This window comes from Janthinobacterium sp. 78, from assembly GCF_003096775.1.
In the GTDB taxonomy this organism is placed as follows: Bacteria; Pseudomonadota; Gammaproteobacteria; order Burkholderiales; family Burkholderiaceae_D; genus Janthinobacterium; species Janthinobacterium tructae.
Map to the genome: position 1 here is coordinate 3,761,491 of NZ_QENT01000001.1, position 20,427 is coordinate 3,781,917.

The 20,427-nt window shown below is 64.2% G+C and carries 14 protein-coding genes; 4 read left to right on the plus strand and 10 right to left on the minus strand.

Annotation, left to right across the window (positions count from 1 at the left end; genetic code table 11):
- Positions 1-298: 298 nt before the first annotated feature.
- Together C8C92_RS16515 and C8C92_RS16520 are read left to right on the plus strand one after the other, a co-directional pair.
- Entirely contained in the window at positions 299-3,271 is a 2,973-nt protein-coding gene (locus C8C92_RS16515) for a Tn3 family transposase (RefSeq protein WP_116744613.1), read from the plus strand.
- Positions 3,272-3,367: 96 nt separating this feature from the next.
- Entirely contained in the window at positions 3,368-4,054 is a 687-nt protein-coding gene (locus C8C92_RS16520) for a Gfo/Idh/MocA family oxidoreductase (RefSeq protein WP_279340959.1), read from the plus strand.
- Between the two features lie 7 nt (positions 4,055-4,061).
- Here C8C92_RS16520 and C8C92_RS16525 read toward each other — a convergent pair whose 3' ends face one another.
- Complete coding sequence (locus C8C92_RS16525) at positions 4,062-6,068, minus strand: glycoside hydrolase family 3 N-terminal domain-containing protein (protein ID WP_243420250.1); 2,007 nt, start codon at positions 6,066-6,068, stop codon at positions 4,062-4,064.
- Positions 6,069-6,283: 215 nt separating this feature from the next.
- Here C8C92_RS16525 and C8C92_RS16530 point away from each other — a divergent pair, with 215 nt between their 5' ends.
- The gene (locus C8C92_RS16530; protein ID WP_116744616.1) at positions 6,284-7,315 is read left to right on the plus strand and encodes an AraC family transcriptional regulator; all 1,032 of its coding nucleotides are present in this window, start codon (positions 6,284-6,286) and stop codon (positions 7,313-7,315) included.
- A 243-nt stretch (positions 7,316-7,558) separates the two neighbouring features.
- Here the strand turns inward: C8C92_RS16530 and C8C92_RS16535 are convergent, their stop codons facing one another.
- The 3 genes from C8C92_RS16535 to C8C92_RS16545 all read right to left on the minus strand — a co-directional run bounded on the left by C8C92_RS16535 (position 7,559) and on the right by C8C92_RS16545 (position 12,429).
- Entirely contained in the window at positions 7,559-10,618 is a 3,060-nt protein-coding gene (locus C8C92_RS16535; RefSeq protein ID WP_116744617.1) for an efflux RND transporter permease subunit, read from the minus strand.
- Positions 10,615-11,724 carry an efflux RND transporter periplasmic adaptor subunit gene (locus C8C92_RS16540; protein WP_116744618.1) on the minus strand — a complete coding sequence of 370 codons (1,110 nt, stop codon included), beginning with the start codon at positions 11,722-11,724 and terminating at the stop codon, positions 10,615-10,617. The genes C8C92_RS16535 and C8C92_RS16540 overlap by 4 nt, the downstream gene beginning before the upstream one ends.
- 84 nt (positions 11,725-11,808) lie before the next feature.
- On the minus strand, positions 11,809-12,429 hold the full coding sequence (locus tag C8C92_RS16545) for a TetR/AcrR family transcriptional regulator (protein ID WP_116744619.1): 621 nt from the start codon (positions 12,427-12,429) through the stop codon (positions 11,809-11,811).
- A gap of 97 nt (positions 12,430-12,526) precedes the next feature.
- On the opposite strand from C8C92_RS16545, the gene C8C92_RS16550 reads away from it, so the two are divergent.
- Positions 12,527-13,990 carry an efflux transporter outer membrane subunit gene (locus tag C8C92_RS16550; RefSeq protein WP_116744620.1) on the plus strand — a complete coding sequence of 488 codons (1,464 nt, stop codon included), beginning with the start codon at positions 12,527-12,529 and terminating at the stop codon, positions 13,988-13,990.
- 14 nt (positions 13,991-14,004) lie between these two features.
- On the opposite strand, the gene C8C92_RS16555 is transcribed toward C8C92_RS16550, so the two are convergent.
- From C8C92_RS16555 to C8C92_RS16580, 6 genes are all read right to left on the minus strand, one after another.
- Positions 14,005-15,117 carry a porin gene (locus tag C8C92_RS16555; protein WP_116744621.1) on the minus strand — a complete coding sequence of 371 codons (1,113 nt, stop codon included), beginning with the start codon at positions 15,115-15,117 and terminating at the stop codon, positions 14,005-14,007.
- A gap of 24 nt (positions 15,118-15,141) precedes the next feature.
- The gene (gene maiA / locus C8C92_RS16560; RefSeq protein ID WP_116744622.1) at positions 15,142-15,786 is read right to left on the minus strand and encodes a maleylacetoacetate isomerase; all 645 of its coding nucleotides are present in this window, start codon (positions 15,784-15,786) and stop codon (positions 15,142-15,144) included.
- Positions 15,783-17,144, minus strand: coding sequence for an aromatic acid/H+ symport family MFS transporter (locus tag C8C92_RS16565; protein ID WP_116744623.1), 1,362 nt, complete (start codon positions 17,142-17,144; stop codon positions 15,783-15,785). Before C8C92_RS16565 ends, maiA begins: the two co-directional genes overlap by 4 nt.
- 66 nt (positions 17,145-17,210) lie before the next feature.
- On the minus strand, positions 17,211-17,918 hold the full coding sequence (locus tag C8C92_RS16570; protein ID WP_116744624.1) for a fumarylacetoacetate hydrolase family protein: 708 nt from the start codon (positions 17,916-17,918) through the stop codon (positions 17,211-17,213).
- Between the two features lie 100 nt (positions 17,919-18,018).
- Positions 18,019-19,071: a gentisate 1,2-dioxygenase gene (gene gtdA / locus C8C92_RS16575; protein ID WP_116744625.1), complete on the minus strand. Its 1,053-nt coding sequence runs from the start codon at positions 19,069-19,071 to the stop codon at positions 18,019-18,021.
- Positions 19,068-20,282, minus strand: a complete 1,215-nt coding sequence (locus C8C92_RS16580; protein WP_116744626.1) for a 3-hydroxybenzoate 6-monooxygenase — start codon at positions 20,280-20,282, stop codon at positions 19,068-19,070. Before C8C92_RS16580 ends, gtdA begins: the two co-directional genes overlap by 4 nt.
- Positions 20,283-20,427: the final 145 nt, after the last annotated feature.

Consider the following 20,427-nt stretch of genomic DNA (forward strand, 5'->3'; position numbering starts at 1 on the left):
CAAGAGTCGTGAACAATCGCACTGTGCGGGAGGTCTTCATAAACTATCTAAATGGACGGTATTCGTAGCCTAGGTTGTATCAGACCCACTGTCAAGGTATTGCTGCGATGCACTTGACCGTGAGCAAGTACGGATCCGAATGACCGGTATCATCACTATACGCATTACCATAATGGGGAAGGTCAAAGACATATGTCGCCGGATTGGAATGCTTTACGTTTAATTGCTTGACAAAAAACTTGCAATCGATGCACGATTTCCAGCAATTCCTTCGCTGGACCGGTGTCGACTGATTTCAATGACGAATATTCATGAAACGGCTTATCCACGCCTGAAACAAGAATTCACTGAGCAGGAGCTCGGGGCGATCTACACGCCTTCGCGCGCTCAAATTGACCATATCTTCACTCTGTATCGCCAAGCATCGCATCGTACTTTTTTGCTTATCCAACTTATGCTGGTGCAAAGGCTTGGTTATTTCGTCCCCTTGTCGAGCGTCCCGGCTATCGTGGTGCGGCATATCTGCGAACATAGCGGTCTGCGCGTTCCGGCAAAACGGGCACTGGCACAATATGATCAATCCGGTAGCAAGACAATACACCAGCGCCGTCTGCGCGGGTATGTGGGGATCCGGGTGATGGACTCGTCCGATGAATACTGGTTGGAAGATCAGGCCCTGCAGGCTGCCCATACCAAGCAGGAGCTACCCGACATTATCAATGTCCTGATTGAGGAGTTGGTCCAGCGTCGCCTGGAACTGCCTGGATTCACCTACTTGTTCAGGCTGGCTCGCCAGTCCCGCACCAGCGTCAACGACGGCATCTATAAGGCGGTGGCTGGCGGATTGCCAACTTGCGTGGTCGAGCGTCTTGAACACATGCTCACTGCCGGTGAGAACCTGCGCATATGGGATAGCCTCAAACGCGAGCCGAAGCAGCCCAATGTGCGTGCGGTGACGGATTTCTTGGCCCACATTGACACCATGATCGCGCTGGCGCAGGACCTGCCCAATACTGAGGCCATCGCCGCAACCAAGCGTGAACAACTCGTTTTGGAGGCGCGTGCCCTGGATGTGGCGGAAATGCGGCGGATCAAGCCACTCAAGCGCCACACCCTCATCGTGCTGCTGATTCAAAGCCAGTTGCAGAAGGCAATGGACGATATCGCCGAAATCTTCATCAAGACCATCCGCATCTTGCATAACGGCGCCGAGGAACGGTTGCGGCAATATCACCTGCAGCACGCCGAACAGATTGAGCGTTTGATCGGACAGTTCCGCGAAGTGCTGACCGTCCTGAGCGAAGAGGCCAGCGAAGAGGATCGCGTCGCCCGGGTCGAGCAATCCCTCGACGGGGATCTGGCGGCATGGATTACTGAATGCGACGAGCACATGGCGTATGCTGGCAATAACTATTATCCATTCATGCTGATCGGGTATGTTGGCAAGCGCAGCCTGCTCTTCAAGTGCCTCGAAGCGCTCAGCCTGAAATCCAGCTCCCAGGATCAGAGCCTGCTGGCGGCGATCGCCATCATCCAAAAGCATCGCTCCAGCCACAAGGAACAACTGCCAGCAGCAGAAGGTGCGCTACCTGCATTGGCACTGGACTGGATGTCCGATAAGTGGCGCAAGCTGGTTTTTGGCCGAGTCGCAGCCAACGCCCCAGCGAGTGTCCATCGCAAGTATTTCGAACTCGCCGTGATGACGGAAGTCATGGATGAACTCAAGTCGGGCGACCTGTACGTCGAGCACAGCGGCGACTATGATGATTATCGCAACCATTTGGTGGGATGGGAAGAATACGAGCGCGAGGTTAAAGCCTATGGCGAACTAGTAGGGCTGCCGGTAGAGGCACAGGCTTTTGTCGCGCAGTTGCGGGAAAAATTGGGCAACCTGGCGCGCGACGTCGACAGCCGCTTCCCGGAGAATCGCCTTGCCGATATCGACGAGAGCGGCATTGTGATCCGTCGCATGGAGCGTCCAAAGCCGCCGCCCGAACTTGACGCCATCGAGCAGATGGTCACCAATGAAATGGATCCGGTGAGCATCCTTGATGTGTTGACCGAAACTGAAAAATGGTTGGACTTGCATAAACTCTTCGGTCCGTTGTCCGGCTTCGAGGCCAAAGTAGACGATCCGCGCAAGCGCTTTATCACTACGTTGTTTTGCTATGGTTGTAACTTGGGCGCCACGCAGACCGCACGCTCGATCAAGGGCCTGAGCCGCAAGCAGGTGGCCTGGCTCAATCTCAAGCATGTCACCGAGCAGCGCCTGGACAAGGCGATCGTCAAGGTGATCAATGCATACAACCGCTTCGCATTGCCACGTTATTGGGGATCGGGAAAGAGCGCGTCGGCCGACGGTACCAAATGGAACATTTACGAGGCTAACCTGCTTTCCGAATACCATATCCGCTACGGTGGATACGGCGGCATTGGCTACTACCATGTGTCCGACAAGTACATCGCGTTGTTCAGTCACTTTATTCCATGCGGCGTCTATGAGGCGGTTTACATCCTCGATGGGCTAATCAACAACCAGTCGGACATCCAGCCAGATACGCTGCACGGCGATACGCAGGCCCAAAGCACGCCTGTGTTTGGCCTGGCCTCGCTGCTGGGTATCGACCTGATGCCGCGCATCCGCAATATCAAAGATCTGGTGTTCTTCAAGGCGGACAAGGCCGACCAGTATGACAATATCGGCAGCTTGTTCCGTGGATCGATCGACTGGGAACTGATCGCGCGCCATCTGAAGGACATGCTGCGCGTCGTCATTTCCATCAAAGCGGGCAAGATCGCGCCATCGACGATCCTGCGCCGCCTAGGCACGGCTAGCCGCAAGAACAAGCTCTACTACGCGTTCCGCGAGCTCGGCAGGGTACATCGGACCATGTTCCTGCTCAAGTACATCAACGACGCGGAACTGCGTCGTACCATTCACGCCGCTACCAACAAGAGCGAGGAATTCAACGGCTTCATCAAATGGCTGTTTTTTGGGGGCGAAGGTATCATTGCCGAAAACGTTCGGCACGAACAGCGCAAGGTTATCAAATACAACCAGCTCGTTGCGAACATGGTCATCCTGCACAATGTCCATGAGATGACGCGGCTCCTCAAGGCAATACAAGCCAAGGGATATGTGCTAACGGAAGAGGTACTTCGCGGCTTAGCGCCATATCGTAAAGGGCACATCAACCGATTCGGCGAATACATGCTGGACCTTGAGCGAGAGGTGGCCCCGATGAACTACAAAGTCGAATTTACTAAATAAATCAATTGGTTAGAATTCTTTTTGCAGTAAAAGCCGCAATCCCGGCCGGCCCTCAACTACATCCGCACGCCGGCCAGCCAGCTGGCGCGGCAGATCATCGAGTCGGGAGAGATTGGCGAAATCATCCACGTCGCCGCCGAACACGTGGAAGACTACCTGCACGACCCGCGCGCGCCCGCCTCGTGGCGCACGCGCGAAGCGACGGGGACGCGTGCCGGCGCGCTGGCCGACGTGGGATCGCACCTGCTCAACCTGGCCCTGCGCCTGGGCGGCCCCGTCGACTCTCTCGTGGCGGACATGAATACCGTGCACGCGCAGCGGCAAGGGCCGGCTGGCATGGAGACTGTGGAGAATGACGACCAGGGGAATGTGATGCTGCGCTTTGCCAGCGGCGCGCTGGGGGCGCTCACCTTCAGCCGCGTGGCGGCCGGGCGCAAGATGGGCTACACCTACCGCATCACGGGGACGAAAGGCGCCATCGCCTTCGACCAGGAAGACCAGAATGCGCTGTGGCTGTACGACGCCGGCCGCCCTGCCCAGCGCCAGGGTTTCCAGCGCCTGCTGATGGGACCCGCCCACCCCGACTACCTGGCGTTCAGCCAGGGCGCCGGGCACGGCACGGGCTACAACGAGCAGATCGTCATCGAAGCGCGCGATTTTCTGCAGGCCATCGCCAGCGGCCAGCCGGTCTGGCCCACCTTCCGCGACGGCTACGAAGTGGACCGCCTGATAGCCGCCGCGCTGCGCTCCGTCAAAGAGCGCAGCTGGATTACCGTACGTTGAACGGCGTTCAGTACGCCAAGCCGTAGCCAAACTTGTACAGCGGATGGGCCGTGTCATATGGCACGTCCGATTTCTGCACCTGCACTTCGGCCATCGACGATGGCAGCTCGAACGGCAGCTTGCCTTGCGGCTTGGCCTTGCCCGTCAGGACATCGAACAGCGCGCCGTCGCTGACGCCAAAGTTGGCGAGGATGGCGCTGGCCTTGTCCTGCACGTTGCCGAGGATGGCCGGGCGGTCCAGGTACACCGTCACCACCGTCTTCGGCGCGTTCTTCGCCGCGTTCTTGATCGCCTCGTAGTCGGCGTCGCCGTCGACATAGTTCAGGCGGCCCTCGTGCTGCATGCTGCCGAAGATGTAGTTCGGGTGCAGGGTTTCATACGGTGCGGCCACACGCAGCAGGGCCACGTCCGCTTCCTGTGGCGTGGCCACCACCGTGTAGCCATACTGCTGCGCCACGGCCGCATCGATGCCATACAGGTAGACCTTCTTGACGCTGGCCGCCAGCGGCAAGACCTTGTCCTTGTTTTCCAGCAGGACCAGCGCGCGGCGCTGCGCCTCCAGGCCTGCCTCGATGAAGTCCGCCTTGCCCACGGTGCTGGCCGCCTTGGCCGCATCGACAAACGGATGCTCGAACAGGCCTTGCTTGAATTTCTGGATCAGGATGCGCCGCGCCGAGGCGTTGATGCGCGCTTCCGTCAGCTGGCCCCGCTGCACGGCCTGCGTCAGGTATGGCGCTTCCGTCACGCCGCCAAACTGGTCCATCCCCGCCGTCACGGCCTTCACGTAGCGCTCGGCCTTGGTAGCGTCTTCCATGCCCCACGGCGTGCCGAAACCGATGAAGGAAGGTGCCACGCCGGGCGCCGTGCCGTTGCGGCAGTTGGCGTCGCAGTCGGAAGTGATGCCCCAGTCGGACAGGATCACGCCTTCAAAACCGTATTTGCCGCGCAGCAGATCCGTCAGCATGGTCTTGCTGAAGCCGGCCGCCACTTGTTCCAGCGTGATGCCATCGATGGTGATATTGCCGTCCGGCAGAGCGTAGGTGGGCATGACGGAGGCCGCCTTGGCCGTGAAGGCGCCCTCGAACGGTTTCACGTGATAGGCAAAATTATTGCCCGGATAGGTCATGTAGCGGCCATAGTAATTGTGGCCATCGTAGCCCTCTTTCGTGGCGCCGTAGCCGACCCAGTGCTTGACGACGGCCACCACGCTGCCGTCATGCAGGCCTGTATTGCCATCCTGGAAGCCCTCGATATAGTGCTGCACCATGCGCTTGGCCAGGTCGGCGTCTTCGCCAAAGGTGCCGTTGATGCGCGACCAGCGCGGCTCGGTGGCCAGATCCGCCTGCGGCGACAGCGCTTGCGTGATGCCGACGGCCAGGTATTCCTGGCGCGCGATGTCGCCGAAGCGGCGCACCAGCGCGTCGTCGCCGATGGCGGCCAGGCCCAGGGTTTCCGGCCACTGCGAGAAACCCTTGGTACCGGCGCTGGCCCCCACCGTGTACTGGAAATGGTGGCGCGGGTCCGTGCTGATGGAGACGGGAATGCCGTGGCGCGACGTTTCGCTGATTTCCTGCACCTTGTTGTACTGGGACGCCATGTTGGCCGTGTCGCCCGCCATGCGCGTGATGAAGGTGTTGACGTACTGCTTGACGATCAAATTCTGCAGGGCGGCCAGGTCATACGCGCCGCCCAGGCCGATGCCGGAAGGATCGGACGCGGTGGGCGCCGTGCCGTGCATCATCAGGCCCGCTTTTTCATCGAGGCTCATGCGCGACAGCAGATCGTCGGCGCGCGCCTCGGCCGGCAGGCGCCAGTCTTCGTACGGGTCGATCTTGCCGTTGCGGTTCATATCCTTGAAGGCATAGCCGTCAACCTTCAGCTGGCTAAAGGTGGTGGCGCCAAACACGGGCTGCTTGTATTCCTCGCTGACGGTATCGTTGCCGCAGGCGGCCAGGGCAAGCGTAGCGACGCAGCCGGCGACCACGCGGGCCATCGGTTTCAAAGTGCAATTCATCATTATCTCCAGGACTGTTTTTGTAGGTATCAAGGCAGGGCAGCAAGGCCGGCCGGCCGAAAACAATATAGCGTGAGAATGCGTGAGTTTCTTGACCCCGCAGCACGCGTTTTATACCCGCGAGAACAATTTTTGGTTAGACGGCACGACAACCAACAATCTCCTACAAAGTGCTAATATTTGTGAAAAATTACTACAACAAGCAGGAGACACCCTTGCACAAACCCGATACGCGCACGGTTTCGAACCGCATCGCGCAGCAATGCGCGCGCGCCATGCAGGCCGATGGGCACGACCCCGCCGACTTTTTCCGCCACACGGGCATCACGCCGGCGCAGCTCACGGAACCTGGCGGCCGCATCAACGCCGAGCGGCACCGCCGCATGACGGCCTACGCCCAGCAATTGCCGCAGCACCGCGGCCTGCTAGATCTCGACGTGACGCACTGGTTCGCGCATTACTCGGGCATCGCCCACGTCTGCTTCAACCGCCCCACCCTGCGCAGCGCGCTGCACGAGCTGCTGCACTTGCGGGGACTGATCGGCGAATTCGACTTCATGCTGATGAGCGAGAATGGCACGCGCATCGAAATCGAATATCTGTCCGAGTTCTGCCCGCTGGGGGGCGCCATGCAGGCGCTGGCCAATTTCCGCATGCTGTCGCTGGTCGCGCGCGCCTACGACGAAGGCACAGACACCGCCTTCCACGCCAGCTTCCAGGGCAAGGCGCCGTGGTTCGCGCCCGCCATTGCCGAGTGCTTCGGCGCCGCCGCAAGCTTCGGCCAGGCGCGCAACACGCTGACGTTCGACGCGCCGGCGCTGGACCGGCCCTTTGCCCAGTTCAACGCCATGCTGGCGCCGCACGCGCTGCGGCACGCGCAGGGGCAATTGCAGCAATTGCAGGGCGCGCAGCTGTTTTCGGCCCGCGTGGAGCAGGCCATCATCGATCTGCTGGGCCAGCAGGCCGACGTGGACGGCACCTCGCTGCTGCCAGCCCTGTGCGACGGCCTGGCGATGAACCGCTGGACCCTGCAGCGCCAGTTGCAGCAGGAGCAGACCTCGTTCCGCGCGCTGGAATTGCGCGCCAAGAGCCGCGAATCGCGCCGCCTGCTGCGCGAAACGAACCTGAGCGTGGTGGAAATCGGCGAGCGCCTGGGCTTTTCCTCGCAAAGCGCGTTTACCCGCTTCTTCAAGAACCAGTTCGAACTGCCGCCAGCGCGCTACCGGCAGGATGCGGCCGGAGCCTAGAGAAAGAGACACGCAACAAGCAACAAGCAACAAACAACAAGAAACAAGCAACAAACAACAAACAACAAGCAAACCGGCAAACCACGAAACGGCCCAAGTCAGGGAGACAGGCTCCCCGGGCCAAGCGAGCCTGAAAAATGTCGAGGGCAAGGCGCAGCGACGCAGACAGTACGCAAGTACGGCAAGGAAGCTGCAACGCCGCCATCGGCATTTTCTCAGGCCCGCGTCTCCGGCCCGCTGTTTTCAATCTCTACCCGGCCGTATCCGGAACCAGATCGCATACATCGCCGGCAGAAACACCAAGGTCAGCACCGTGCCGGCAAACGTGCCGCCGATCAGGGTGTAGGCCAGCGTTCCCCAGAAGACCGAATGGGTCAGCGGAATGAAGGCCAGGATGGCCGCCAGGGCGGTAAGGATCACCGGCCTGGCGCGCTGCACGGTCGCTTCGACGACGGCATCGAAAGGCGCCAGCCCGGCCGCCTCGTTATGGTGGATCTGGCCGATCAGGATCAGCGTATTGCGCATCAAAATGCCCGACAGTGCGATCAGGCCGACCAGCGCATTGATGCCGAACGGCTGCTGGAACAGGATCAGGGTGGGCACGACGCCGATCAAGCCCAGTGGACTGGTCAGGAAGACCATGACCATGGCCGACATCGAGCGCACCTGCAGAATGATCATCAGCAGGGTTAACGCCAGCATGATGGGGAACAGGGGCAGCATGGCCCGCGTCGCCTTCGCCGATTCCTCGATCGAGCCAGCCTGCTCGATGCGGTAGCCGCCTGGCAGCGTATCGATGATGGAGCGCAGCTGCGCCGTGATGGCGCCCGACACGTCGGGCGGCTGCATGCCGTCGGCGATGTCACCACGCACGGTGATCGTCGGCTGGCGATCTCTCCGGCGCAGCACCGGTTCTTCCCAGCGTACCTCCACGGCCCCCACCTGCGACAGCGCGATGCGCTCGCCGTTGGCGCCAGCCAGGGTCAGGTCGGCGATACGGGCCGGGTCCAGGCGCATGTCGCCGGCCGCGCGCGCCACCACCTGCACCGTGCGGATATCTTCACGCACGGCGGTGACGGGTACGCCGCTGAGCAGGAACTGCAGCTGCTGCGCCACGGCGCCTGAGCTCAGCCCCATGGCTTGCAAGCGGTCCTGCTGCAGGCTGAAATGCAGGGTGGGCGTGCGCGTGCCCCAGTCGGTATTGACGGTGCGCATCATGGGACTGGCCTGCATCACGCGCTGCACCTGGCCGGCGATGGTGCGCAGCACCTCGGGGTCCGGGCCGCTGACACGGTAGGCGACGGGAAACGGCGAATACGGGCCGAACACCAGTTGCGTGACCCGCACGCGCGCCTCCGGCGCCAGGCCAGCGGCAATGGCCACGCGCAAACGCTGCTTGAGGGTGTCGCGCGCCTGCTGGCTGTCGGTGCGCACGACGATCTTGGCAAACGAAGGATCGGGCAATTCCGGCCCCATCGCCAGGTAAAAGCGCGGTGCGCCCTGGCCGACATAGGCAGTGACGATCTTCGCCTCGGACTGGCGCGCCAGCCAGGCTTCCACTTTCGCCGCCGCGCCGCTGGTCTGCCCGATCGCGCTGCCGTAAGGCAGTTGCACTTCGATCAGCACTTCAGGACGGTCGGAGATGGGGAAAAACTGCTTCTTGACAACGGCCATGCCCAGCACGGCCAGCACGAACAGGCCGATCACGGTGGCGAACACCAGCCATTTACTGGCGATCACGCGTCCCAGCAGGCGGCGAAAGCGATGGTAGCGCGACGTGTCGTACAACGCATCATGGCCGCCGGCGACCTTTTTCAGCTCGGGCAGGAGCTTCACGCCCAGGTAAGGCGTAAACACCACGGCCACTACCCATGAGGCGATCAGGGCGATGCCGACGATCCAGAACATATTGCCGGTGTACTCGCCGGCGCTGGAGCGGGCAAAGCCGTTGGGCATGAAGCCGACGGCCGTGACCAGGGTGCCCGCCAGCATGGGCGCGGCCGTATGGCTCCAGGCATAGGCGGAAGCGGCAATGCGGCTGTAGCCCTCCTCCATCTTGACCACCATCATCTCGATGGCGATGATGGCGTCGTCCACCAGCAAGCCCAGTCCCAGGATCAAGGAACCGAGGGTGATGCGGTCGAAATTCTTGCCTGTCGCGGCCATCACGATGAACACGACGGCAAGGGTCAGCGGCACGGCGGCGGCAACGACGATGCCGACGCGCCAGCCCATGCTGACAAAACACACCAGCATCACCACCAGCAGCGCGGCGAGGAACTTGAGCATGAATTCATCCACGGCCGCGCCGATATTGACAGCCTGGTCGGTGACCTTGGCCAGGCTCATCCCCAGCGGCATTTCACTGCCGATGGCCGTCACTTCCCGCTCCAGCGCCTTGCCCAGGTCCAGGCCATTCCAGCCATCGCGCATGACCACGCCCAGCAGCAGCGCCGGCTCGCCGCCATTACGCACCATGAAGCTGGCCGGGTCCTCGTGGCCGCGACGCACGGTGGCGATATCGGACAGGGCCAAGGTGCGGCCCTGCGCCACCACCGGCGTGTCGCGGATCTTTTGCAGCGCGTCGAGCGCGCCGTCGAGACGGATGAACACCTGCGGCCCCCGCGTCTGGACCGAACCGGCTGGCGTGAGCGCATTCTGGCCGTGCAGCGCCGCAAACACGTCCTGCGCCCGGATGCCCAGGGTGGCCAGGCGCTCCTGGGAAAACTCGACATAGATGCGTTCGGCCTGCTCGCCGATGATATTGACCTTCTTCACGCCCGGCACGTGCAGCAGGCGCTGGCGCAAGGTTTCAGCCTCGCGCACCAGCAGGCGCTGCGGCTCGCCCCGCGCCTTGAGCGCAAACAGGGCAAAGGTGACGTCCGCGTATTCGTCGTTGATCATGGGACCGATGACACCGGACGGCAGGTTGGCCGCCTCGTCGCCAGCCTTCTTGCGCGCCTGGTAAAACTCGGCCTGCACCTGGTCGGGCGGCGTGCTGTCGAGCAGGGTCAGGGTAGTGAACGCCAGGCCGGGCGTGGTATAGGTTTCGGCGCGCTCGTACCAGCGCAGCTCCTGCAGGCGCTTTTCGATCTTTTCGGCCACCTGGTCCTGCATTTCGCGCGCGCTGGCGCCTGGCCAGGCGGTGACGATGGTCATCACCTTGACCGTGAAGGCCGGGTCTTCCGCCCGTCCCAGTTTAAAGAAGGACAACAGGCCGGCCAGCGATATCAGGCAGATCAGGAACAGCGTGACGGAACGCTCGCGCACGGCCAGCGCCGACAGGTTGAAGCCCGCGCTCATGGCCGCGCTCCCGCGACCGTTTGCTCAAGTGCGACCTGCTCGCCGTCGCGCAGCAGGTGGGCGCCCAGCGCAACGATGCGTTCGCCGCTTTTGAGCTGGCCGCTGACGTCGGCGCCGTCATCGTGCAGGCGGCGCACCTTGACGGGCCGCCAGGCCAGCCGCGCCGGCTCGCCCTGGATCAGCCACACGCCCGGCCCCTTGCCCCCGTCGTGCAGGGCCGCGAGCGGTACCCGTACGGCATCGCCGGCATCGGCGCTACCGGCAATGCGCACCGTGACGGTGGCGCCCAGTGGCGCGCCCGACAGCGCTGCATCGAGCACATAGCGCGCCTCGAAGGTGCGCGTTTGCCGGTCCGCATTCTGCGACAGCTGCCGCAGCGTGGCCGGCACGCTGGCGCCCGGCCTGCCAAATAGCGTGGCCTGGGCGGTCGAACCAAGCGCCGGGCGCAAGGTTTCCGGCAGCTGGATCGCCGCTTCGCGCCGCCCGTCATGGGCCAGGCGCACCGCCGGCTGCCCGGCAGCGAGCACCTGGCCCGGTTCGGCCAGCGTCTCCGTCACGATGCCATCGGCATCGGCCACCAGCACTGCGTAGCGCAGCGCATTGCGCGCCACGTCGGCCTGGGCTTCGGCTGCCTTGAGCTGGGCCGCAGCGGCGTCGGCCAGCGCCCTGACCTGGTCGTAGGCTGATGCCGAGATGGCGCCGGTGCCGCGCAAGTCGCGGTAGCGCGCCTCCTCGTCGGCCGTCTGGCGCGCGCGGGCGCGCTCGGCCGTGACCGCGTCCTGGCGTGCCTGGGCCAGCAGTTGCAAGTCCTGCGCATCGAGGCGCATCAAGGCCTGGCCACGCCGCACGGCCTGGCCGGCATCGACCAGGCGCTCCTGCACCTTGCCGGCGACCCGAAAACCCAGTTCGCTTTGCACGCGTGGCGCGACCACGCCGGTAAAGGTACGCGCACCCGACTCGGCACCCTGCACCGTGACGGCGCGCACCAGCGGCATGGCGGTACGCGGATCGGCTTGCGCCTTCTCGCCGCAGGCGGTCAGGCCCAGGGACAAGGCCAGGGGCAAGGCGGAGATGACAGCAGATGAGGCAAGACGGCGCCAGCGCATAAGAATCCCATGAACGAATTGAACAGGGTTCTCATTCTGGTACTAGTGACCAAATAAGTCAACAGTCACAAACCGGCATGGTGACTAGGGTGACAAGCTGCGCAACACCAGACTGGACAATTGTGCCGGCGCCGTCTCGCTCGTCTCCAGGCTGTGCTGCAGCAGCAAGGGATTGATGTAGGGGCGCATCACCAGATAGATCGCGCTGGCTGTTTCGTCGAGCGGCGTCTTGCGCTCGAAGTCCCCCGTCTTGCGGCCCTGCTGCAAGATTTCCTGCAGCAAGGCGCCCATGGCCAGCTCATAGGCCTGCACCGTCGGCCAGCGCCCGGTGGCGGCCGACGCGGCGATGTCGTACAACTTGCGGTCCTGGAAAAACAGCCGCAGGCTGGCCTCGACGCTGGCCTTGAACATGCGCCGCAGCTTCTCTGGCGGCTGGCCGGCGGCCTCCACCGCTGCCCTGACCTCGGTTTCGATCTGGCGCAGGCAGTTGCCGCAGATATGCTCGCCGATGGCTTGCTTGGACTCGAAGAACTTGTAGATATACGCCTTGGAAAAGCCGATGGCCTTGGCCAGGTCGGACACGGTGGTCTTTTCGTAGCCATACAGGCTGAAATACTCGGTGGCGGCGACGACGATCTGCTCGCGCACGTCGTGGCCGGCCGGGCCGCGCGCAGGGGTGGGTAGTTCGGGTGTGATGGAATTCATGGCGACAGCTTAACGCGCCACGCCAAAATGTACAATCAGTGACCAAAATGTATTATAGTCACAAATTATTCCCTTTTTGACGAACAGGACGATCCCCATGCCCATCCCGCCCCTTCTGCGCCTCCCCCTCCTGCTGCTTGCAGCCGGCCTGGCCGCCGGCTGCACCGCCGGTGCCGATTACCAGCGGCCCGCACTGCCGCAAGCGGCGCAGTATCTGCACCAGTCGGCAGTCGGCTTGCGCCAGGACGCCGATGCAGCCGATCTGCAGCAGTGGTGGACGGCGTTTGGCGATCCGCACCTGACCCGCCTGGTGACGCTGGCACTGGCGCAAAACCTCGATCTGGCGCAGGCGGCGGCCAGGGTGCAACAGGCACGCGCAGCGCTGGGCGCGGCCGACGCCGCCTTGCTGCCTTCCGCCAATCTCGATGGCCAGACCGCGCGCGCCTATCAATCGGTGCAGACGCCGCTGGGCAAGGTGCTCAATGCCGCGCCGGGATTCGCGCGCGCCGGCAGCGCGCGTGAAGTCAACCTGGAAGCGTCGTGGGAAATCGACCTGTTCGGCGGCCTGCGCCGCGAACGCGAAGCGGCGCGCGCCGACTACGAGGCAACGGCAGCGGGATGGGCGGCAGCGCGGCTGGCCGTGGCGGCGCAGACGGCCGACTTGTACCTGACCATCCAGGGCCTGCAAACGCGGCGCGATCTGGCGCGCAGGCAGGTCGACACCCAGGCGGCGGCGCTGGACATCGCGGCGCTGTTGTATGGCAAGGGGCTGGTGAACGAGCCGGCGCTGCGGCAGGCCGAGGTGGCACTGGCGCAGGCGCGCGCGGCCATGCCGGGCCTGGAAACGGCGCGCGACGTGGCACTGCATGCGCTCGACGTGATGCTGGGCGCGGCGCCCGGCACCCATGGCCAGGAACTGCCCGCCAGCGGCATCATCGCGGTCGCGCCACGCATCACGGCCGGCGGTACGCCAGGCGACCTGCTGCGGCGCCGGCCCGACCTGATCGTGGCCGAGCGGCGCCTGGCCGCAGCGAGCGCGCGCACCGGCGCGCAAGTGGCCGAGTATTATCCCAAGCTGAGCCTGGGCGCCCTGCTCGGCAGCACCACCGCCGGCGGCTCCCTGTTTGCCAGCGGCTCCGGCCAGGCCGCGGGCGTACTCGGCATGCGCTGGCGCCTGTTCGATTTCGGCCGCATCGCGGCACAGATCGACGCCGCCCGGGGCCAGGAAGCCGAGTTGCTGGCGGCCTACCGGCTGGCCGTGCTGCATGCCACGGAAGACGTGGAGAATGCCTGTTCGGCACTGCTCGGATACGAACAGCAGGCAGGCCTGCAGGCGCACAGCGTCGCAGCGCTGGAGCGCGCGCGCGCCTCTGCGCTGGCGGCCTTCCACAAGGGCGTGGTCGGCCGCCACGATGTACTGCAGGCCAACGCCCAGCTGTTGCGGGCCGAGGATGCGCGCGCGCAGGCGCAAACGGCGGCCGCACGCGCGGCGGTCGCCACCTACAAGGCGCTGGGCGGCGGCTGGCAGGCGCCTGCGCCCGCGACCCTTGCTGCGCGGTAAAGCCGGGACAGCGTTCAGAAAAAGTGGCGCATCCCCGCCATCACGCCATTCTGCGTGCGCCCCGCGCCCACGGTGCCGCCCGCGTCCAGCGCCACGGCGGCCGCGCCATCGTTATCCATGCGGCCGATGGCGCCGTAGATGGCCGTGCGTTTGGATAAATGATACGTCAGGCGCGCGGTGGCCAGGGTGGCATCGTTCGGGCTGTCCTTCACGGCCAGCCTGGCGAGCTGTCCATCGAGGACCAGCGCGGGTGCCAGCGGATACGCGGCGCCGAAATACAGCAGCTGCGAATCAACTGCCCCCGTGGCGGCGCGGATGCTGCGGTCGATGATGCCGCCGCCGATTTTCAGCTTATCAACCATGGCATAGGCGCTGGCAATCACGCGGCGGTCGAAGTTGCGGCTCGACGTCAGGCCGTTGGCCGCGCCCGCGTTGCCGTACAGGATGTCGTACGACGCCGTGGCGCCATAGCGACCCGTGTCGTAGCCGAGCAAGGCGGTGATCTGGCGGCAAGCCTTGGCATTGCCCGCCACTTCGCCCCCACAGCCCGTGGCCGCCGGCCCGCCCGCCGCCGAGGCGTCGCGCCCCAGGCTGTAGGTGGCGCCCACGGTCACATCGGAAAACGTGCCCAGGTAGCCAATGGCGTTGTCGCTGCGCGCATTCGGCAGGTACAGATCGAGGCTGCTGATGGAAAACAGGGCCGGACCCATGATGTCAGACTTCTGCGTGGCCCAGAACGACATGTTCATCTGCCGTCCCAGCATCACGCTGCCATAGCGGCCCTTCAAGCCCACCCACGACTGGCGGCCGAACAGCCGCCCGCCCTGCCCCGCGATGCCCGTATCGACGCCGAAGCCCGATTCCAGCGCGAAGATCGCCTGCAAGCCGCCGCCCAGATCTTCCACGCCCTTGAAACCTAAGCGCGATGGCAATGAACCCGTCAAGGTGGGCATCTTGGTGACGCTGTCGCCGGCCGCGTTGACATTGCTTGTGTAAGCCACGGAGCTGTCGAGCACTCCGTACAGGGTGACGCCGCTTTGCGCGTAAGCGCCTGTGGTCACGCTGCAGGCGCACGCGCCCAGCAGCGCCAGCGCAGTCAGCTTGCGTGTGGCGTTGATTTTTCTCATGCTTGTCTCCGTTTATTGTGGTTTTTATTCTGCGTCTGGCTGGGTATCCGGGTGCGCGTGCTGAAACGCCGGCAGCGCCTCGCAGTGCGCGACGATGCGCAGGATCGTGGGATACAAAGCCAGGTCGCACTGGAAGCGCCGCGCGTTGTACACCTGCGGCACCAGGCAGCAATCGGCCAGGGTCGGCGTGTCGCCATGGCAGAAGCGGCCCGTGTGCGGGCTGCTCGCCAGTTCGGCTTCCAGCGCAGCCAGGCCCAGATGCGTCCAGTGCTGGTACCAGGCGTTCTTCTGCTCCTGCGACAGGGCCAGGGGTCCCGTCAGGTAATTGAGGACGCGCAGGTTGTTCAGCGGATGGATGTCGCAGGCACAGACCATGGCCAGCTGGCGCACGCGGGCGCGGCCCAGGGCGTCGGCCGGCAGCAGTTTTTGCCCCGCCTGCGTCTCGTCCAGGTATTCGATGATGGCCAGGGATTGCGTCAGCACGGCGCCGCCGTCCTCCAGCACGGGCAGCAGGTGCTGCGGGTTCAGGCTGGAAAACGCCGGCGTGAACTGCTCGCCGCCATTGCGGCTCAAATGCACATAGGCCGTGTCGGCGTGCAGCTGTTTCAGGTTCAGCGCGATGCGCACGCGGTAGGATGCGGAGCTGCGGTAATAGCCATGCAGTTTCATATGGTGCTCTCTTTCAGGGTAGCGGGAACGGCGCTGGCAACGGTCCGGGTGCGCATCAGGCGTCCCATGGCGAGCAGCGCCAGGGACGCCAGCACGGCGGGGATGGCCAGCAAAAAGAAGATGGTTTCGTTATCGAGTTTCAGGGTCAGCATCAGGCCACCGGCCATGGAACCGAGCACGGAACCGCTGCGGCCCACGGCGGCGGCCCAGCTGACGCCCGTGGCGCGGCTCGACGTGGGGTAAAAGGCGGCAGCCAGCGCATTGGCGCCCACTTGCGAGCCGCTCACGCCAAAGCCCACGCCAAACACGGCCAGCACCAGCAGGGCCAGGCTGCTGCCCGACAGGGCCACGACGACGATGCAGCCGGCGGCGGCCAGGTAGGCGATGCTGAGCACTTTATGCGGGCTGTAGCGGTCCATCCAGCGCCCCAGCATGATGGCGCCGACGGTGCCGCCCACCTGGAACATCATCGTCACGAGCGAGGCGTTCGACAGGGACAGGCCATTGCCATTCAACAGCGTCGGCATCCAGCTCGAGAGCAGATAGATGATCAATAAACTCATGAAAAACGTGGACCACAGCAGCAAGGTGCCGCCAATCACGCCGGGACGGAACAATTCGGCCATGGGCGAGCCGGCGAGTTTCTTGTCGCTGACGACGAGGCGCGGCAAGGTGGCCACGGTGGGTGCGATGCGGCGTGCGATGTTCAGCACCTGGCTGGCGTCGCGGCCTTTCAGCACCAGCCAGCGCAGCGATTCGGGCAGCGCCAGCAGCAGCACGGGCACCAGCAGCAGCGGCAAGGCGCCACCGAGCATCAGCACGCCGCGCCAGCCGATCAGGTGCAGCAGTTGCGCCGAGGCCAGGCCGCCCAGCGCGGAACCGATGGTAAAGCCGCAGAACATCATGGTCACCAGGCCGGAACGGCGCTGCTGCGGGCAGTATTCGGACGTCATGGTCACGGAAGTGGGCATGGCGCCGCCCAGGCCTAGCCCCGTCAAAAAGCGCAGCACCAGCAGCATCGTCAGATCCGTCGACCAGGCCGACAGCAGGCTGGCCGCGCCGAAAAACGCCACGGAGACGATCAGCACGGGACGCCGGCCGTAGCGGTCCGCCAGGGGGCCGAACAGGAACGAGCCGGCCATCAGGCCAAACAGACCCGCGCCGAACAGGGGTGCCAGCGCGGCGGGGGTCAAGCCCCATTCGGCGCGGATGGCGGGCGCGATGAAGCCGATCGAGGCCGTGTCGAAGCCGTCGATGGCGACGATCAGAAAGCATAGCCAGAGGATCAGCTTCTGGTAGCGGGAAAACGGGTGGCTGTCGAGGAAGTGCTGGACGTCGGTGCCGGCGTGGGTAGTCATTGTCTTGTCTCCATTGTTATTGTTCGCTGGGGCTGCGCGATCTGTGCCGCGCTGGCCCGATGGTGTTTACTGCACGGCGACGGTGATCGGTGTCAGCCCGGCGATGCGCGCGGCCATGGTTTGCCCCCGGGTGACGGCGCCCACGCCTTCGGGCGTGCCCGTCATGATGATGTCGCCCGGCTGCAGCTCGAACAGCGTGGACAGATTGGCGATGACTTCATTGACGGACCAGATCAGGTGCGTCAGGTCGCTCGTCTGCACGATTTTTCCATCCACTTCCAGCACGATGGCGCCCGTGCTGATCTCGCCGGATAGCGCGATGGGCGTGAGCGCGCCGATGGGGGCCGAATAGTCGAAGGCCTTGCCGATCTCCCACGGGCGGCCCTGTTCGCGCATGCGCATCTGCAGGTCGCGCCGCGTCATGTCCAGGCCCACGCCGTAGCCGAAGATGTGCGACGCCGCGTCCTCCAGGGCGATGTCCTTGCCGCCCTTGCCGATGGCGACCACCAGCTCGATCTCGTGGTGGTAGTTCGACGTCTGCGCCGGATACGGCACCGTGGCCGTCACGCCGGGCGGCACGGGCACGACGGATTGCTCGTCATTCGGCTTGCAAAAGAAGAATGGCGGTTCGCGGTCAGGGTCAAACCCCATTTCGCGCGCATGGGCGGCGTAGTTGCGGCCCACGCAGTAGATGCGGCGCACGGGGAACTGGCTGTCGGTGCCAAGGATGGGCAGGCCGGCGATGGCTTGGGGGGCGAAGATGAAGTTGGTCATGGTGGGTTCCTGTTGATGGTCTTAACCCCGAGGGCAAGGACTTGGGTCGGACCCTGAGGGTCCGACCCCGGCTCTTCACGGGGTGGGCAAAAAAATAGAGTTAGTCAGTCAAAAACTGCTCGCGCAGCACGCCCATCGCTTGCTGCACGGGGCGGTCGGAAAAACTGAACAGCACGACGTCGTCCTGCGGGCAGTCGAAAGAGACGACGGCCCACGATGGCACGACGAAGGTGTCGCGCGGGGCGAAGTCGAATACCTGCGCGCCTATCGTCACCTTGCCGTGGCCTTCGACGACGCTGTAGACGGTGCCGTCGGTGCTGCGCGCGCGCTGGCCCTTGAAACCTTTGGGCAGTAGCTGCATGAAGGTGGCCATGGTGGGCATGGGCGAGCCGCCCGTCAGCGGGTTCGTGTAGCGCAGCTTGTAGCCGTGCCAGGCGTCGATGGCGTCCGTGCGCGACAACAGGTCCAGCGCTTCGCGCGAGCGGGCATACGGGTAATTGAAAATGGGCGAGGTGCCGCCCTGGTGCAACGACTTGACGGGCGCCATGTTGTAGCCGTAGCGGGCGAAGCTCTGGCCTTCCGGGCGGCTGACCGCCTGGCTGTCCTGCGTATCGTTTTCCGCGAAACCGGAATCGAAATAGCGCAGCATGGGAATGTCGAGGCCATCGAGCCAGACGACAGGCTCGCAGACGCCATCGACGCCCAGGTTGCCATGGTCATGCCAGGTCCACGACGGGGTGATGATGAAGTCCCCGGGGTGCATGGTGGTGCGCTCGCCCGCCACGGTCGTATAGGCGCCCTGCCCTTCGATCACGAAGCGCAGCGCCGACTGGCTGTGGCGGTGCGAGGGTGCCACTTCGCCGGGCAAGATCAGTTGCAGGCCCGCGTACAGCGATTGCGTAATCGATGAACGGCCCGGCAAGGCCGGGTTTTCCAGCACCAGGACTCTGCGCACGGCTTCGTGGGCGGTGATCACTTCGCCGGCGCGCGCCAGTTGCGGTGCGATGTCCGCATAGCGCCACAGGGCGGGGGCATACGGCGCCGTCGGATGGGGCGGCACCAGGGTGTGCAGGGATTGCCACAGCGGCGACAGATGCATGCCGCTCAGGGCTGCATATAAAGCCTCGCGTTCGGGCGTTTGATGGGAAGTCATGCTGCATCCTTCTCGGTGGTGGCCAGGCAGGTGTGCGCCGTCCAGCCATACAGCCAGGCCAGCGCTTCATAGAATTGTGCGGGCGTGCGGCCGCGCCACAAGTCATTGCGCACCAGGCGTTCGACGCCTTTGGCGTGGTACAGCCGGCCCATTTCGCGCGCCGACAGCACGACCCTCGCCGTGCGGGCGATGCGCGAGGTTTGATACAGCTGGAAGGCGGCGGCCATGTCGAAATCGCAGGCGCGCACGGCTTCGCCCAGGGTGACGGCGTCTTCCAGCGCCATGCAGGCGCCCTGCGCCAGGTATTGCAGCATCGGGTGGGCCGAGTCTCCCAGCAGGGTCATGCGCTTCGTGCTCCAGTTGGCGACGGGGTCGCGGTCGGCCGTGCTCCAGCGGCGCCAAGTCGTCGGCTTGTGCAGCAGCTGGCGCGGCTGCGCATGCACGCCGTCGAAATAGGACAGCACTTCTTCCTTGCTGCCGTCCGTGACGCTCCACGCTTCCTGCTCGCGGCTGTGGAAAGTCACCACCAGGTTGTATTGCTCGCCATTGCGCAGCGGGTAGTGCACGAGGTGGCAGTTCGGGCCGGCCCAGACGACGGGCGCGTTCCAGCGCAGGTCGGCCGGCATGTCGGCGGCCGGCACCACGGCGCGGTACACCACGTGGCCGGAAACGCGCACCGCATCGCCCACGATGCGCTCGCGGATCACGGATTTGACGCCATCGCAGCCGATCAGCACATCGGCGCGGAAGCTGCGCCCTGCCGCATCGACCACGGTGACGCCGTCCGCATCTTCCACAACGTCCGTCACCTGCGAGGACGTCACAAAGGTGATCAGCGGCGAAGTGCGCACCGCGTCGAGGATGGCGCCGTGGATGTCGGCGCGGTGGATCACGGCGTAGGGATTGCTGAAGCGCTCGCGAAAGCCCGCATCGACGACAAAGGTGCCTACCTCGGTCGCGTCGACGGCGTCCATCATCACCAGGCGTTCCGTAAACACGGCCTTGGCACGCGTGCGTTCGCCCACGCCCAAGGCATCGAGCGCGGCGAAGGCATTGGGCGCAAGCTGGATGCCGGCGCCGATCTCGCCCAGCGTCGAGGCCTGTTCCAGCACGGTCACGGCCAGCCCCAGGCGCGACAGGGACAGCGCCGCGGCCATGCCGCCGATGCCGCCGCCGACGATCAAGACCGACGGTTTGTGGGTAGCTTCCATTTCTTTCCTCCAATTGATCTGTGTGCTTGCGCGATGCACGTTTGCCGTGCTCTTGGTATGGCAAGCAGTGTGCCGACAGGTCAATATTTGGTAAAGCGATGGAATACAATAACAACAATCACATTTTTAAATAATGGTGGAATCC